The sequence below is a fragment of the Streptomyces sp. NPDC002537 genome (genome assembly GCF_053594975.1).
On record NZ_JBSFWT010000120.1, the window covers coordinates 1 to 16,041 of the forward strand.

The 16,041-nt window shown below is 73.0% G+C and carries 10 protein-coding genes and 1 pseudogene; 10 read left to right on the forward strand and 1 reads right to left on the reverse strand.

Annotated elements, in window-relative coordinates; all coding sequences use genetic code 11:
* Window positions 1-275: 275 nt before the first annotated feature.
* The 4 genes from ACWD4A_RS32660 (at window position 276) to ACWD4A_RS32675 (ending at window position 7,285) form a co-directional block, all read left to right on the forward strand.
* Window positions 276-3,371: an alpha-N-acetylglucosaminidase gene (locus ACWD4A_RS32660; protein WP_451199642.1), complete on the forward strand. Its 3,096-nt coding sequence runs from the start codon at window positions 276-278 to the stop codon at window positions 3,369-3,371.
* 299 nt (window positions 3,372-3,670) lie between these two features.
* A complete protein-coding gene (locus tag ACWD4A_RS32665) occupies window positions 3,671-4,462 on the forward strand; it encodes a tyrosine-protein phosphatase (protein ID WP_451199643.1) in 792 nt (263 codons plus the stop codon).
* A gap of 121 nt (window positions 4,463-4,583) precedes the next feature.
* Window positions 4,584-6,518 carry a hypothetical protein gene (locus tag ACWD4A_RS32670; RefSeq protein WP_451199645.1) on the forward strand — a complete coding sequence of 645 codons (1,935 nt, stop codon included), beginning with the start codon at window positions 4,584-4,586 and terminating at the stop codon, window positions 6,516-6,518.
* A gap of 68 nt (window positions 6,519-6,586) precedes the next feature.
* Window positions 6,587-7,285 carry a TetR/AcrR family transcriptional regulator gene (locus tag ACWD4A_RS32675; RefSeq protein ID WP_451199646.1) on the forward strand — a complete coding sequence of 233 codons (699 nt, stop codon included), beginning with the start codon at window positions 6,587-6,589 and terminating at the stop codon, window positions 7,283-7,285.
* Between the two features lie 41 nt (window positions 7,286-7,326).
* Here the strand turns inward: ACWD4A_RS32675 and ACWD4A_RS32680 are convergent.
* Window positions 7,327-8,748: pseudogene (locus tag ACWD4A_RS32680) on the reverse strand (alpha-amylase); the annotation flags it as partial.
* A 302-nt stretch (window positions 8,749-9,050) separates the two neighbouring features.
* On the opposite strand from ACWD4A_RS32680, the gene ACWD4A_RS32685 reads away from it, so the two are divergent.
* From ACWD4A_RS32685 to ACWD4A_RS32710, 6 genes are all read left to right on the forward strand, one after another.
* Window positions 9,051-10,355: an extracellular solute-binding protein gene (locus tag ACWD4A_RS32685; RefSeq protein WP_451199648.1), complete on the forward strand. Its 1,305-nt coding sequence runs from the start codon at window positions 9,051-9,053 to the stop codon at window positions 10,353-10,355.
* Between the two features lie 6 nt (window positions 10,356-10,361).
* On the forward strand, window positions 10,362-11,303 hold the full coding sequence (locus ACWD4A_RS32690) for a carbohydrate ABC transporter permease (RefSeq protein ID WP_451199650.1): 942 nt from the start codon (window positions 10,362-10,364) through the stop codon (window positions 11,301-11,303).
* Window positions 11,300-12,148, forward strand: coding sequence for a sugar ABC transporter permease (locus ACWD4A_RS32695; protein ID WP_451199652.1), 849 nt, complete (start codon window positions 11,300-11,302; stop codon window positions 12,146-12,148). Before ACWD4A_RS32690 ends, ACWD4A_RS32695 begins: the two co-directional genes overlap by 4 nt.
* Window positions 12,149-12,286: 138 nt before the next feature.
* Window positions 12,287-13,918, forward strand: coding sequence for a glycoside hydrolase family 13 protein (locus ACWD4A_RS32700; protein ID WP_451199654.1), 1,632 nt, complete (start codon window positions 12,287-12,289; stop codon window positions 13,916-13,918).
* 25 nt (window positions 13,919-13,943) lie between these two features.
* Window positions 13,944-15,077 carry a LacI family DNA-binding transcriptional regulator gene (locus ACWD4A_RS32705; RefSeq protein ID WP_451199656.1) on the forward strand — a complete coding sequence of 378 codons (1,134 nt, stop codon included), beginning with the start codon at window positions 13,944-13,946 and terminating at the stop codon, window positions 15,075-15,077.
* Between the two features lie 36 nt (window positions 15,078-15,113).
* The coding region (locus ACWD4A_RS32710; protein ID WP_451199658.1) for a phosphatase PAP2 family protein at window positions 15,114-16,041 on the forward strand (928 nt) is incomplete at its 3' end.

Below are 16,041 nucleotides of genomic sequence, written 5' to 3' on the forward strand. Positions count from 1 at the left end.
GACGGGCTGAATTTCGCGGACCGTAGCTCTTTGACCTGCGGCCCGCAGGCTTGCGGCCCGCAGGCTGCGGACTACGCCCGCAAAATCAGCCCGTCCGGCGATTGAGGACACGCCCGAAGGGCGTTCCCGCCGCAGGCGGCAAGACGGCTCGCAGCCAGAGCCCGCAAGGGGGCACCCCTATCCGGTTAAGGACAGGGCGGGCGGGGGGATATGCCCCGCGGGCCGTGTGCGCCTCACACATCGCCGCCGTCTCGTATCGCACAGTGGGGAGCGCTATGAGAGAGCTGCCGAGACGTACGCTGCTGGGCACCGCCGGCGCGGCGGCCGTGGGGGTCGCCCTCGGGGCTCCCGGCACCGCCGGCGCGGCAGGCGGGCCGCCCTTCGACGCCTCCCCCGCGCGCGCCGCGCTGGAGCGCCTGCTGCCCGACCACGCGCGGCAGTTCCGTCTGTCGCCGCTCCCGCCGGGAAGGGACCGCTTCGAGGTCACGGGCCGCACCGGCCGGATCGAGGTGTCGGGGACGAGCCCGGCGGTGCTGCTGACGGGCGTGCACTGGTACCTCAAGTACGTGTGCGGGGCGCACATCACCTGGAGCGCCGGTCATCTGGACCTGCCGCGTGAGCTCCCCGCCCCGGGGCGCCCGCTGCGGCGGTCCACCACCCTGCCGCACCGCTTCGCGCTCAACGACACCAATGACGGCTACACCTTCCCGTACGCCGACTGGCCGTACTGGGAGCGGATGATCGACGTCCTCGCGCTGCACGGCTGCAACGAGGTGCTGGTGATCGCCGGGCAGGAGGCGGTGCACCACCGCACCCTGACGGACTGCGGCTACACCGACGCCGAGGCCCGTGCCTGGCTGCCCGCGCCCTCCCACCAGCCGTGGTGGCTGCTGCAGAACCTGAGCGGCTTCGGCGGCCCCCTCTCCCCCGCGCTGATCGCCGGGCGGGCCGCGCTGGGCCGGCGGATCTGCGACCGGCTGCGCGAGCTGGGCATGGCGCCCGTCCTCCCGGGCTACTACGGGGCGGTGCCGGACGGCTTCGCCGACCGCAACCCCGGCGCGCGCGTCGTGCCGCAGGGCGAGTGGCACGGCTTCAGGCGCCCCGACTGGCTCGACCCGCGCACGGCGGTCTTCGCCCGTACCGCGGCCGTCTTCTACCGTCATCAGGCCGAACTGTTCGGCGCGGCGGCGCACTTCAAGATGGACCTGCTGCACGAGGGCGGCGCCGCGGGCGACGTCCCCGTGGCGGCCGCCGCCCGCGGCGTCGAGCGGGCGCTGCGCGCCGCGCACCCGGACGCGACGTGGGTGATCCTCGGCTGGGAGAACAACCCGCTGCCGGAGCTGCTCGGTGCCGTCGACCGGAAGCGGATGCTGATCGTCGACGGGGTCTCCGACCGCTTCACGGGCGTCACGGACCGGGAGCGGGACTGGGGCGGCACCCCGTACGCCTTCGGCTCGATCCCGAACTTCGGCGGGCGGACCACGCTGGGTGCGAAGACCCACGTCTGGGACGCGAAGTTCCACGCGTGGCGGGACCGGCCCGGGAGCGCGCTGGCCGGTACGGCCTATCTGCCGGAGGCCGCCGACCGCGACCCGGCCGCCTTCGAGTACTTCTCCGAGCTGGCGTGGCGGGACCAGGCGCCGGACCGGGCGCAGTGGTTCGCCGCGTACGCCGACTTCCGTTACGGCCGCCCGGACGCCGCCGCGCGGAGCGCGTGGGCGGCGCTCCGCGACACCGCGTACCGGCAGCACGCGCCCGAGCGCAGCGACCCGCACGACAGCCTCTTCGCGGCCCGCCCGGACCTGGCCACCGACCGGGCCGGGGAGTACGCGCCGGGCGACCTGTCGTACGACCCGGTCCGCTTCGACGCGGCGCTGGCCGGGCTGCTGGCCGTCGGCGCGGAGCTGCGCGACCGCGACACCTACCGTTACGACCTCGCCGACGTCGCACGGCAGGCGCTCGCGCACCGCAGCCGGCAGCTCCTGCCCGAGCTGCGCGCCGCCCACGGCCGCCGGGACCTGGCCGCCTTCCGCGCCCTGGCGGCGCTGTGGCTGAAGCTGATGCGCCTGGCCGACGACGTCGCGGGCACGCACCGGGCGTTCCTGCTCGGCCCGTGGGACGCGGCGGCGCGGGCCATGGGCACCGGCCCGGAGGAGTCCGCCGAACTGGAGCGGGCGGGCCGGGCGCTGCTGACCATATGGGGCGGCCGGGCGACCTCCGACGGCGGGAAGCTGCACGACTACGCGAACCGCGACTGGCACGGTCTGATGGGCGACTTCTATCTGCCGCGCTGGCGGCGGTGGCTGGAGGAGCTGGAGGACGCGCTGCGGGAGGGCCGGGCGCCGCGGGCCGTGGACTGGTTCGCGCTGGAGGAGCCGTGGACGCGGCAGGGCGGGGCGTATCCGCTGCGGCCGGTGGCCGACCCGTACCGTACGGCCGTGCGGGTGCGGGACGTGCTGGCCGCCGCCCCCTATCAGGGCACCCTGGTCACGGCCGCGGTCCCGGCCGCCGTGCCGCCGGGCGGACACGCCGTGGTCGGCGTCTCGCTCACCAATATGAACGGCCTGCGGGCCACCGGCCCCGTCGACCTCGGCCTGGCGGGCCTCAACGGCGTGGCGCAGGGCCCTACTTCGCTGCCCGGCCTGGCGCCGGGCGCCACCGGTACGGCCCGCTGGCGCGTCACGGTGCCCGCCGCGCCGCTGGACCGGCCGCTGCGGCGGCTCCCCTACGAGGCGGGCGCCCGCTACGGCCCGCAGGGCGGGGAGCGGGTGCGGAGCGTACGGCCCGGGTCGCTGTTCCTGGCCGGGCCGCTCGCGCCCGGATGGCACACGGTCAGCGGCAACGCCGCCGTCTTCGGCCAGTTGGGCGCCGACCGCTTCGCGATCGACGGCTCGGGCGACGACCTGTGGCGGGCCACCGAGCAGTTCGGCGCGGTCTATCGCGCGAGGGCGCTGCCGGTGGGCGTCTCGGCGACCGTGCGGGTCGCCGGCCAGACGGACACGGGGGCCTGGGCGCGCTCGGGCCTCATCGTGCGCAACCGGCTCGCCGGGAGGTCGGGCGGGGCGGTGAACCTCGCCGTGACACCCCGGGAGGGGGTGGTGCTCTCGTACGACACGAGCGGGTCCGGGACGTTCGACGGCTACCGCCGCGTCACCGGCGTCAGGGCTCCCGTCCTGCTCCGGCTCGGCCGCACCGGTACGGGCTCCTTCCTCGCGGAGTGGTCCTCCGGCGACGGATGGCGGACGCTCGCGGAGGTACGGGTGCCGGGCACGGCCCGCGCCCCGCTGGACGTGGGCCTCTTCCTGAGCGCGGGCAACGACGGGAGCGGCGAACGGGGCCTGACGGAATTCGACGCGTGGCACCTGGGCTGAGGGGCCGCCTCCCCCAGCTACCGCTGGGAGGTGCCCCGGACGGGCTGGATTTTGCGGACGTAGTCCCGCAGCCTGCGGGCCGCAGGTCAAAAAGCCGCAGTCCGCGAATCCAGCCCGTCCGGCGATTGAGGACAACGCGGCGAAGCCGTGTTGCGGGGTCCGGGGCGCAGCCCCGCGCGACGGACCCGCACCAACGGCCGGTGCGGGCTACCGTGAGGCACCCGGCTCCGCCGGACCGCGCGGCCTCGGCTACCGTTCGGCACAATAACGGTAGATATCCGAAATAGGGAGAATCGCCCATGCCGCAGTTCGATGCCTCGACCATCATCAACCTCCGCGACCTCGGCGGCATCGCGCTGACCGGCAATTCCGCCGTACGCCCCGGCCTGCTGCTCCGCTCCGGCCAGCTCGACAGGCTCGACCCGGAGCAGGACCCCGCCGTCGCCGCCCTCGGCATCCACACGGTCGTGGACCTGCGCACCGAGCAGGAGCGCCGGGCCCGCCCCGACCAGCTGCCCGAGGGCGCCCGACTGATCGTCGCGGACGTGATGGCGGCCGGTGCGCAGGGCGGCGACCAGGTCCCCGCCAGGCTGGACTCGGTGCTCGGCAGCCCGGCCGTCGCGGAGGAGCACCTCGGCAACGGCAAGGCGGAGAAGCTGCTCTGCGACGCCTACCGCGCCTTCGTCCGCTCCGAGCCCGCCTGCGACGCGTACCGCCTCCTGCTGTCGGCCCTCGCCGAACCGGACTGCGGCCCTCTGCTCTTCCACTGCACGGCGGGCAAGGACCGCACGGGCTGGGCGGCCACCGTGATCCTGCTGCTCCTCGGCGCGGACGAGGCCGCGGTCCGGGAGGAGTACCTCTCGGTCAACCCGGCCGTGCGCGCCGCCTTCGCGCCCCTGATCGACCGCTTCGTCGCGGCGGGCGGCGACCCGGAGATCCCCGACGCGGTCCTCGGGGTGCGCCCGGCCTACCTCGCGGCGGCGCTGGAGGAAATGGACCGCGCCTACGGCGGGGTGGAGGCGTACGTCCGCGAGGGGCTCGGCATCGCGGACGAGGCCGTCGACCGCATCCGCGCCCGCTGCGTGGCGTAGCGCACCCGGCGCGCGGGGCGGTCCGGCGGGCGCGCTCCGGCACGGTACGCCCCCATGCGCGCGGGGTCGGCGCCCTACGGGGGTGAGGTGACCATCTCACCATTCACTCGTTCTACGGACCGTGGAGCAGCAAGCGACAGCCCCCCGGACCGTCCCGCCCGTCGACGTCGAGCAGGCGGAGGCCGCGCTCATCGAGCACTACCCGCGCCTCGTACGGCTCGGGTATCTCGTGCTGCCGCCGGCGCTGGGCCGCAACCGCCGTGTGCTGACCGCGCACTCCCTGGTACAGCGGGCGCTGCCGCGCAACAAGGTCGCTTCCTCCGAGCTCGCGGTGCCCGCTCCACGCGGGGCCGCCGGTTCGCCGGCCGACCCGGGCTACGCGTACGTCCGTCAGCGGGTGCTGCGGGCCGCGCTGGAGGCGGGGCGGCCGCGCGGGCGGTGGCAGCTCCCCAAACCGGGCCAGCTCCCGCCGCTGCTGCCGCAGGTGTGGGGCCTGCGGCTGTTCCCGCGCTCCGGCGGCGCCGACGAACTCGCCCTGGACCAGGCACTCGCCGCGCTCTCCGGCCCCGGCCGGGCCGCGTACGTGCTGCGCGCGCTGGAGCTGCCGTCCGAGCGCGACGTGCGGCAGGTGCTCGCGGCCGCCGGGGTGGCGGACCCGGCCGCGGCGGTGGCGGAGGCCGCCGGGCTGCGGGCGCCCGCGGGCAGCCGGGACGGCTCGCTGCTGGAGTCGATGGAGTTCGACCCGTGTTCCCTCCAGGCCAGGCCGACGGATCTGATGCGCCGCCGCCAGCACGCGCGGGCCGCGGTCGGTGCGGCGGCCGCCGCGGCCGTGTGCGCGACGCTGCTGGGCCTGCCGGGCGGCGGCTGGGGCCCGGACGGCGCGGCCGCCCCGCCCTACGCGCAGAACGCCGCCGCCCAACAGGCCCTCGACCCGGCCAAGTTGACCAAGGCGGCCGACGGGGCCTGGAAACGCGCCGACCGCTCCGGGTTCGAGGTCTGGCCCGCGCGCGGCGGCCGCACCGGTGACCGGGAGCTGCTGCGCCGCGCCCTCGCCGTATGGGCGCGGCCGGGCAGCGGCGTGCGGGTCACGTCGACCCCCGGCACCGCCACCGGGCCCGCCGCGGGCCCGCCCCAGCTGCTGTACGCGGGCGAGGTCGGCCAGGCGGTGGTCGTGGTGTTCCACGACGGGCTGCGCCTGGTGCGGTACGCGGAGGCGAAGAGCGGTGACACGGGCGGCGCGGCCCTGGACTTCGCCCGCGCGGACGCCTCCGACACGGATTCCGCGACCGCCGTCGTGGTCGGCCGGGCCGACAGCAACGTCCGCTATCTGACGGCCCCTTGGGTGACCGAGGTGACCGTGCGCGACCTCCTCAAGCCCGGCGAGGGCGGGCAGCCGCTGCGCGTCGCCGCCGACGGGGTGACCGACCCGACGCTCAGCCCCGCCCCGACGAGCGCCTGCGCCGGCTGGCCCGCTCTCCAGATGGGCGGGCGGCTGGTGACCGACCTCGGCGAGCTGACCCCGGCCCGGCTCACCACGGGCGCCCCCGGCGCGCAGCACGACGTCACCGGCCCGTCGGCCCGCGCCGACTGGGCGCACACCGCCTGCCACCTGCAGACCGTACGGTCGCAGGGCGTGCGCTCGGTGAACTCCTGGCCGTACGCGACGCAGCCGCTGCCCGGCGGCGCGTCCGGCAGCGCCGAGTGGCTGTGCACCCGGGCGGAGACCTGGCGGGGTGCGGGGAGCCGGGTGCTGGCGCTGTTCCAGGTCCCCGGGGCCCGGCCGGGCGCGCAGAGCGCGTCCGTGGCCCGCGCCGACGACTCCCCCGCGTGCGGGACGCACGATCCGCACGCCCTGGCGGGCGTCCTGTGGAAGTCGCCCGGCGGTTCCTGGTACGCGCTCGCGGCGGGCAGCGACGACGTCGGGTCGATCACGGCGACCGGCGCGGTGCAGGCCACCTCGCCCGGCCGCCTGCTGTCCGCCCCGGTGAAGCCGGGTGCCCGGACCCAGCTCGTCGCGCGGCTGACGGACGGCAGGAAGCTGACCGCCATCCAGTGACGAACAGCCCCCGCACGGCGGGGTTCTGGGCGTGATCGCCCCTCCGGCCTGCGGTTAGGATGACCGCCATGACGAACGGGGTGCGGCGCAGGATGGGTGTCGAGCAGCGGCGCGAGCAGTTGATCGCGGTCGCCCTCGAACTGTTCGGGCATCGTTCCCCCGACGACGTCTCCATCGATGAGATCGCAGCGGCGGCCGGGATATCCCGGCCGCTCGTCTATCACTACTTCCCCGGCAAGCAGAGCCTGTACGAGGCGGCGCTGCGGCGGGCCGCGGACGAGCTGACGGCGCTGTTCACCGAGCCGCGCGAGGGTCCGCTGGGCGCGCGGCTGGCGCGGGTGATGAGCCGGTTCTTCGACTTCGTCGAGGAGCACGGCACGGGCTTCTCGGCCCTGATGCGCGGGGGTCCGGCGGCCGGGCGCGGCAGGACCTGCGCCATCATCGACGGGGTGCGGCGGGCGGCGTACGAGGAGGTGCTCGCCCATCTCTCGGTGCAGTCCCCGCCGCCGCGGCTGGAGCTCGCCGTCCGTTCCTGGATCTCCCTCACGGAGACCACGGCCCTGCTCTGGCTCGACGGCCGCCGCATCCCCCGCGCCGAGCTGGAGCGCCAGCTCGTCCACGACTTCGCCGCGCTCACCGCGGTGAGCGCGGCCTACGACGAGGGCATGGCGGAGGTCCTCCACCTCCTCCTGGCCGACGCCTCGGCCGAGGGACCGTTCCTGGACCTGATCACCCGCCTCGCGGCACTGACGCCACAGCTTTCCTGACGGCGTATCAGCCACTGGGCCGGCCGGAGGTTCCGTCACCGGCCGCAGGCGCGCGCCCCCACGTGCAGCGCCAGAGCCGTGTCCGGGGCCACCGTCGCCGTGAAGGTGCCGTCCGGGGAGACCGTCACCCGGCGCCCCGACTGCACGTCGCAGTAGTCGCCCCCCGGCAGCGACGTCCGGAACGTCCGGCTCAGCGCGAAGCCCTCGTGGTTGACGACCACATAGCCCTTGCCGCCGCGGCCGAAGGCGATCGCCTGGTAGCCGTTGTCCCACCAGTCGGACACCGGCTCGCCGCGCACCGCGTTACGGAATCCGACCATCGCCCTGATCTCGGGCCAGGCGTGCTGGCACTTCCATCCTCCCCCAGCCTCCGGCCGGGAGGTGCCCCCAAGCCAACAGGCCGTGACCGAGCCGCCGTTGGGCGGGCCCGCGTCGCGGTCGGTGAACTCGTAGCCCGAGTGGACGTCCGGTGAGCCGTAGGGCCAGGCGAGCATGAAGACGTGGGCGAGGGTGTAGGCGGCGCCGTCCTTGTAGGTGAGGGTGTCGCCGTTGCGCTCCGTGTCATGGTTGTCGACGAAGACGGAGGCCTGGGCGCCGGGCAGATATCCCCAGCCCTCGCCGTAGTTCTTCAGATACGCCAGCCGTTCGCGCTGGAAGACGCGTTTGAGGTCCCACGCGTAACGGAACTCCTGGACGTCCCCGTTGCGTACGTACTCCTCGGGCCGTACGGCCTCGCCCGTGCCGTAGATCGTCTCCTGTTTCCAGTAGACGTCCGGCTTGGTGAGGCGGGACTTGACCGCCGCCAGGTCGTCCGCCGCGATGTGCTTCGCGGCGTCGACGCGGAAGCCGTCGGCACCCAGCGAGAGGAGGTCGTTCAGGTACTCCGCGAGGCGGGCGCGGACGTGGTCGCTGCCGGTGTCGAGGTCGGCGAGGCCGACGAGCTCGCAGTTCTGGACGTCGGACCGGTCGGTGTAGTCGGCGACGGGCTTGCGGCAGGTGTGGAAGTCCCGGTCCTGATAGGTGCCCGGATAGGCGTACTTCGTATACGGCGTGCCGCCGGTGCCGGTGCCCGATCCGGCGGACATGTGATTGACGACGGCGTCCACGACGACCTTCACGCCCGCCGTGTGACAGGCGTCGACCATGCCCGCGAAGGCCGCCCGGTCGCCGAGCCGCCCGGCGATCCGGTAGCCGACGGGCTGGTACGAGGTCCACCACTGCGGGCCCTGGATGTGCTCCTGGGGCGGTGACACCTGGACGTAGCCGTAACCGGCGGGCCCGAGCGCGTCCTTGCACTCCCTGCCGACCGCGTCGTAGCGCCACTCGAAGAGGACGGCCGTGACGTCCTTGTCGCCGGGCGCGCTCGCCCGTGCCGGTGGCGCGCCGCCGAGCGCGGCGCAGGCGAGGAAGGCCGCCGCCGCGGCCAGCGCTCTTCGGGCGGTTCCGGTCCCGGTTCCGGGCATGGCGGAGAGGGCCATGGGGGCTCCTGACGGTGGGGGTGCGCGGGTCCACGGGGGACGCGCCCCATGAAGGTTCTTGCGCAACACGTCGCAAAACTGCGCCAAGAAAGCGTCGAAGTACCGCGCCCCGAGACCGTACGAGGAGCGTCGACGCCGGTCAACCCCCTAGGACACACCTGGGTTACGACCCGGAAATCTTGCCGTCTCCTTCTTGCAAGCCCTTTCGCAAGAGATTTCAGCCTGTTACCTTCCTCCACAGCTCGGGCCGCCCGTGACCGGTCGGCCTCCTTGATGAGGAGATCCATATGCGAAGAGGCATATCGGTTGTGGCCGCCGTCGGCGTGCTGGCCCTGACCGCGACCGCGTGCGGCGGTGACGGCGGCGGCAGCGGCGGCGACGGCTCCAAGGCGGCGGACGACCCGGGCAGCGTGAGCGGCACCGTCACCTGGTGGGACACCTCGGACGCGACCAACGAGGCCCCGGCCTTCAAGAAGCTGGTGTCGGCCTTCGAGGCCAAGTACCCCAAGATCAAGGTCGATTACGTCAACGTGCCCTTCGACCAGGCGCAGCAGAAGTTCAAGACCGCCGCCACCACCGGCAAGGGCGCGCCCGACGTGCTGCGCTCGGACGTCGGCTGGACCCCGGGCTTCGCCCAGCTCGGCTATCTCAAGGACCTCACCGGGACGCCCGCGCTCGACAAGCCGGACGACTTCCTGGACGGGCCGCTGAAGAACGCCGCGTACCAGGGCAAGACGTACGGCGTCCCGCAGGTCACCGACACCCTCGGACTGCTCTGGAACAAGGAGCTGTTCCGGAAGGCGGGCATCGACAAGCCGCCGGCCGACTGGAAGGCCGCCAAGGAGGCGGCCCTGAAGATCAAGGAGAAGACGGGCGCCGAGGGCATCGGCCTCAGCCCGGACGGCTACTACGCGCTGCCGTTCCTCTACGGCGAGAACAGCGACCTGGTCGACGTCGGCAAGAAGAAGATCACCATCGCGGACGCGGCGTCCGTGAAGGGCATCGAAACGGCCGTCGACCTGATCACCTCCGGTGCCGCGCCGAAGCCGGCCGGTACGGACGGCTACAACGCGCTGAAGACGGACTTCAAGAACGGCAAGCTGGCGATGCTGATCGACGGGCCGTGGGCGACGAAGGAGATCTTCGGCGGCGACGCCTACAAGGCGAAGGGGAACCTGGGCATCGCGCCGGTCCCGGCGGGTTCCACGGGTACCGCGGGCGCGCCGGTGGGCGGCCACAACCTGGTGGTCTACGCGGGGTCGAAGAACTTCGACGCCTCCTACCTCTTCACCCGGTTCATGACGGAGGCCGCGCAGCAGGAGGCCGTGTCGAAGGACATCGGGGTGCTGCCGACCCGCAAGTCGGCGTACACCCAGGAGGTGCTGGCCGACCCGGTGCGCAAGTCGTTCTACGACGCGCTGGGCAAGGCGCACCTGCGGCCGCAACTCCCGCAGAGCGGTGACCTCTTCACCGACTGGCTCCAGCACTACACCAAGATCCTGACGCTGAAGGAGCAGCCGAAGGAGGGTGCGGACGCCACGGCCAAGGCGTGGCGGTCCGCGCTCCTCAAGGACTACGGGATCGCGGAGTAGGGTCCGATGACCGCACTCGTCACCCGGGCCAAGCGCTCCTTCGACACCCATTGGTACGCCTGGGCCATGGTGCTGCCGGTGGTCGTGGTGCTGGCGGTGCTCGTCGGCTATCCGCTGGGGCGGGGCATCTACCTCTCCTTCACCGACGCCGACGAGGCCAACGTCGGCCGCACCATCGGCGTCAACCACATCGCGTCGACGTACCGTTCGGTGGGCCTGGACAACTACTGGAAGGTGCTGTCCGGTCAGGAGGGGCACTTCTACCCCCGGCTGGGCTGGACCGTGGTGTGGACCGCGTCCTGTGTGTTCCTGCACTACACGATCGGCCTCGGGCTGGCGCTGCTGCTCAACCGGCCGATGCGGTTCCGGGCGCTGTACCGGGTGCTGCTGATCCTGCCGTGGGCGGTGCCGGCGTTCGTCGCGACGTTCTCCTGGCGGCTGATGTTCAACGAGAAGTACGGCGTGCTCAACGCCTTCCTGGCGAAGCTGGGCCTGGCTCCCGTGGACTGGCTCGGGGACGGCACGCTGCAGAAGGTGTCGGCGGTGGCGGTCAACGTATGGCTGGGCGTGCCGTTCATGATGGTGGCGATCCTCGGCGGGCTCCAGGCGATACCGAAGGAGCTGCACGAGGCGGCGGAGATGGACGGCGCGTCGCCCTGGCAGCGGTTCCGGCACGTGACGCTGCCGGGGCTGCGGCCGGTGAGCGGGACGGTGATCCTGCTGGGCGTCATCTGGACGTTCAACATGTTCCAGGTGATCTACCTGCTGATCGGGCAGGGCGCGAGCTCCGACAGCGAGATCCTGGTGACGTACGCCTACCGGCTCGCCTTCCAGGGCGTGCGCGACTACGCGGGGTCGGCGACGTACGGCATCCTCATCCTCTCCCTGCTGCTGGTCTTCGCCGTCCTCCACCGCCGGATGCTCTCCCGACAGGAGGCCGCACGATGAGTTCCACCACCCCACGGGCCCGCGGCGAGCGCTCGCGCGGCGCCTCGGCGGCGCTGCACACGGCGCTGGTCCTGGCGAGCCTGGCCACGGTCTTCCCCGTGCTGTTCGTGGTCTTCGTGTCGCTGCGCGGGCGGGACGGCTGGCAGGAGCCGACGCGGTTCGTCGGCTTCGGCGTCTCCAACTACACGCACGTCCTGGAGCACACCAAGTTCCTGACGTGGTTCGGGAATTCGGTGGTCGTGGCGCTGGGGGCGACGCTGCTCGGGGTGTTCACGGCGGCGACGGCCGGCTACGCCGTGTCGCGGATGCGGTTCCCCGGGCACCGGCCGCTGATGTGGACCTTCCTGATCGTCCAAATGTTCCCGATGGCGGTGCTGATCGTGCCGCTGTACAACATTCTGGGTGAGCTCGAACTCCTGGACTCCTACACCGGTCTGATCGTGACCTACTGCTCGGTATCCGTGCCGTTCTGCGCCTGGATGCTCAAGGGGTACTTCGACACCATTCCCGCCGAGATCGACGAGGCGGGCCGGGTGGACGGGCTGAGCCCGTTCGGCACCTTCTGGCGGCTGGTGCTGCCGCTCGCCCGGCCCGGTCTGGCCGTCACCGCCTTCTACTCCTTCGTCACCGCGTGGGGCGAAGTCGCCTTCGCCTCCCAGTTCATGAGCAGCGAGGAGCACTACACCCTCGCGGTCGGGCTCCAGACCTTCGTCGGCCAGCAGAAGGCCGAGTGGGGGCTGATGACGGCCGCGGCGGTGCTCATCACCATCCCGGCAGCCGTCGTCTTCTTCCTCGCCCAGCGGCACCTGGTCGCCGGGCTGACCGCGGGCGGCACCAAGGGCTGACCCCGGCCCGCGGTGCGTCACCGGACGCGTGGAGCGCGCGTTGACCCGTTCGTACCACCGCTGTGCCACGTACTGCCTTCCGTACCGCCTTCTTCCGTGACCGTACTGTTCGGCACCCTTCGACACCTAGGGAAGTACATGACCCAGGATCTCGCGCCCTCCGTCCGCCCGGCCGCCGCCCCGTCCGCGCACGCGGACGGCTGGTGGCGCAGCGCCGTCATCTACCAGGTGTACGTGCGCTCGTTCGCCGACAGCGACGGTGACGGCATCGGTGATCTGCGCGGGGTCCGGCAGCGGCTGCCGCACCTGGCGGAGCTGGGGGTGGACGCGGTGTGGCTGACGCCGTTCTACGCCTCGCCGCAGGCGGACGGCGGCTACGACGTCGCGGACTACCGTGCGGTGGACCCGCTGTTCGGGGACCTGTCGGACGCGGACGACCTGGTGCGGGAGGCGCACCGGCTGGGGCTGCGGGTCATCGTCGACATCGTGCCCAACCACACGTCGGAGCAGCACGCGTGGTTCAGGGCCGCGCTCGCGGACCGCCCGGGGGGGACGGCCCGCGAGCGTTACCACTTCCGGCCGGGCAAGGGGGCGGCGGGCGAACTGCCGCCGAACGACTGGGAGTCCGTCTTCGGCGGCCCGGCCTGGACCCGGACGGCCGGCCCGGACGGCACGCCGGGCGAGTGGTACCTGCACCTGTTCGCGCCCGAGCAGCCGGACCTCAACTGGGAGAACGCGGAGGTCCGGGCGGAGTTCGAGTCGGTGCTGCGGTTCTGGCTGGACCTGGGCGTGGACGGCTTCCGGATCGACGTGGCGCACGGCATGGTGAAGGCGCCGGGGCTGCCGGACATCGGCCGCAAGGAGCAGGCGAAGCTGATCGGCGCGCAGGTGCTGCCGTTCTTCGACCAGGACGGGGTGCACGAGATCCACCGCGCGTGGCGGGCGCTGCTGGACGGTTACGAGGGCGAGCGGATCGGGGTGGCGGAGGCATGGGCGCCGACCTCGGAGCGGCTGGCGCTGTACGTGCGCCCGGACGAGCTGCACCAGGCGTTCAACTTCCAGTTCCTGACCTGCGACTGGGACGCGCAGGCGATGCGGAAGGTGATCGACGAGTCGCTGGCGGCCACGCTGTCGGTGGGGGCGCCGACGACGTGGGTGCTGTCCAACCACGACGTGGTGCGGCACGCGACCCGCTACGGCGGGGGCGGGCCGGGCCTGCGGCGGGCGCGGGCGGCGGCGCTGCTGATGCTGGCGCTGCCGGGCTCGGCGTATGTGTACCAGGGCGAGGAGCTGGGGCTGCCGGAGGTGGTGGACCTGCCGGACGAGGTGCGCCAGGACCCGGCGTTCTTCCGGGGCGACGGCCAGGACGGCACCCGGGACGGCTGCCGGGTGCCGATCCCGTGGTCGGGCGCGTCGGCCCCGTACGGCTTCGGGCCGGGCGGCAGCTGGCTGCCGCAGCCGGAGGAGTGGCGGGAGCTGTCGGTGGCGGCGCAGTCGGGCGACCCGCGCTCGACGCTGGAGCTGTACCGCTCGGCGCTGACGCTCCGTCGTGAGCTGCCGGGCCTGGGCGACGGGGAGATGGTCTGGCTGGACGCGCCCGAGGGGGTGCTGGCCTTCTCCCGGCCCGGTTTCGTGTGCGTGCTCAACACCCTGGGCACGGAGGTGGAACTGCCGGTCCCGGGCCGTCCGGTGCTGGCGACGTCGGCGCTGGAGTTCGGCGGCGGCACGGTGCGCCTGCCCTCGGATTCCTGTGTCTGGTGGGCGGTCTGAGATGCGACCGGTAAGGTCCGGTCCTGTGACCGCCCGGCTATCCGACATCGCAGCCCAGGCGGGTGTCAGCGAAGCAACCGTCAGCCGTGTCCTCAACGGGAAGCCGGGGGTGGCCGCCTCCACCCGCCAGTCCGTGCTGGCCGCGCTCGACGTGCTGGGCTACGAGCGGCCGGTGCGGCTGCGGCAGCGCAGCGCGGGCCTGGTCGGGCTGATCACCCCGGAGCTGGACAACCCCATCTTCCCCGCGTTCGCGCAGGTCATAGGGCAGGCGCTGACCCGGCAGGGGTTCACACCGGTGCTGGCCACCCAGACCCCGGGCGGTTCGACGGAGGACGAGCTGACCGAGATGCTGGTGGACCGGGGGGTCGCCGGGATCATCTTCGTCTCCGGGTTGCACGCGGACACGTCCGCGGATATGCAGCGCTACGAGCGGCTGCGCGCCCAGGGCGTGCCGTTCGTGCTCATCAACGGCTTCTCGGACAAGGTGCGGGCGCCCTTCGTCTCCCCCGACGACCGGGCGGCCGTCCGGCTCGCCGTCACCCATCTGGCCGCACTGGGGCACCGCAGGATCGGGCTGGCGCTGGGGCCGGAGCGGTATGTGCCGGTGCAGCGGAAGATCGAGGGCTTCCTGGCGGCCGTGCACGACCGCCTGGGGCTCTCGGAGCCCGAGGCGCGGGAACTGGTCCAGCACTCGCTGTTCAGCCTGGAGGGCGGCCAGGCAGCCGCCGCCGCGCTCATCGGGCGGGGCTGCACGGCCGTGGTGTGCGCGAGCGACATGATGGCGCTGGGCGCCGTGCGGGCGGCCCGCCAGGGCGGCCTGGAGGTGCCGCGGGACGTCTCGGTGGTGGGCTTCGACGACTCGCCCCTCATCGCCTTCACGGACCCGCCGCTGACCACGATCCGGCAGCCGGTGCAGGCGATGGGACAGGCGGCCGTGGGGGCGCTGCTGGAGGAGGTCGGCGGCACCCCGGCGCCGCACAGCGAGTTCGTGTTCCTGCCCGAGTTGGTGGTCCGGGGTTCAACCGCCTCGGCGCCGGGCACGGCCCGTGTCGGCGCGGATACCGAAGTGCCCGGACAGGCCCGTACGGGCGCGCGTACGGGCCCCCGTACGGTGGTGGCGAACCAGGCGGAATGCGGCGAAGACCAGACTTGGGGATGATCTGCCCCAGGCTGCTTTCTGGCAGACTGGTTCGCTATGGGTGAAGCGACAGTAAGGACACTGGAAGGCCGCACGGCCGCCCCGCCACCCACCGAGGAGCGAGCGGACCGGCCGTCGGCGCAACGGGACTTCCTGCGGAAGCTGCGTTCACCGCGCCGACCACGCCTGTGGTTCGAAGTACTGCTGATCGCGGTGAGCTACTGGACGTACTCCCTCGTGCGCAACGCCGTGCCGGAACAGCGGGACGCGGCGCTGCGCAACGCCGACTGGATCTGGCGCACCGAGAACACCCTGCACATCGCCGTGGAACGCACGGTCAACCACGCCGTCGATTCGGTGACGTGGCTGGTCGTGGGGATGAACTACTACTACGCCACCCTGCACTTCGTGCTCACCATCGGGGTGCTGGTGTGGCTCTACCGGTGGCACCCGGGCCGGTACGCCGCCGCGCGGCTGGTCCTCTTCGCCACCACGGCCGTCGCGTTGCTCGGCTACTACCTCTATCCGCTGGCCCCGCCGCGGCTGATGAACAACGTGGACTTCATCGACACGGTCGTGGTGCACCACACCTGGGGCTCGATGGCCTCGGGCAACCTGGCGGACGTGTCCAACCAGTACGCGGCGATGCCGTCGATGCACATCGGCTGGTCGACGTGGTGCGGTGTCACCATCGCGATGCTGGCCCGCCCGGTGTGGGTGAGGGTGCTGGGGGCGCTCTACCCGGTGGCGACGCTGGTGGTGATCGTGGCGACCGCCAACCACTTCTGGCTGGACGCGGTCGGCGGTCTGCTCTGTCTCGCCTTCGGCTTCGCCCTGTCGTACGGCTGGTACCGCTCGTCCCCGTACCGGCTGGCCCGCCAGGTGGCCGGCCCGGGGGGCCGGGGGGGGGGGGGCCGGCGCGGCGCGCGGGCCTACAACCGCGCACGCTCGGGCCCCACTCCTAAGCGGATGAGATCGGTGGTGG

Bases quoted from the DNA above. Each gene is read 5' to 3' on its own strand.
- ACWD4A_RS32690 (WP_451199650.1), top strand. From the start codon at position 10,362: ATGACCGCACTCGTCACCCGGGCCAAGCGCTCCTTCGACACCCATTGG.
- ACWD4A_RS32695 (WP_451199652.1), top strand. From the start codon at position 11,300: ATGAGTTCCACCACCCCACGGGCCCGCGGCGAGCGCTCGCGCGGCGCC.
- ACWD4A_RS32700 (WP_451199654.1), top strand. From the start codon at position 12,287: ATGACCCAGGATCTCGCGCCCTCCGTCCGCCCGGCCGCCGCCCCGTCC.
- ACWD4A_RS32665 (WP_451199643.1), top strand. From the start codon at position 3,671: ATGCCGCAGTTCGATGCCTCGACCATCATCAACCTCCGCGACCTCGGC.
- ACWD4A_RS32685 (WP_451199648.1), top strand. From the start codon at position 9,051: ATGCGAAGAGGCATATCGGTTGTGGCCGCCGTCGGCGTGCTGGCCCTG.
- ACWD4A_RS32660 (WP_451199642.1), top strand. From the start codon at position 276: ATGAGAGAGCTGCCGAGACGTACGCTGCTGGGCACCGCCGGCGCGGCG.
- ACWD4A_RS32675 (WP_451199646.1), top strand. From the start codon at position 6,587: ATGACGAACGGGGTGCGGCGCAGGATGGGTGTCGAGCAGCGGCGCGAG.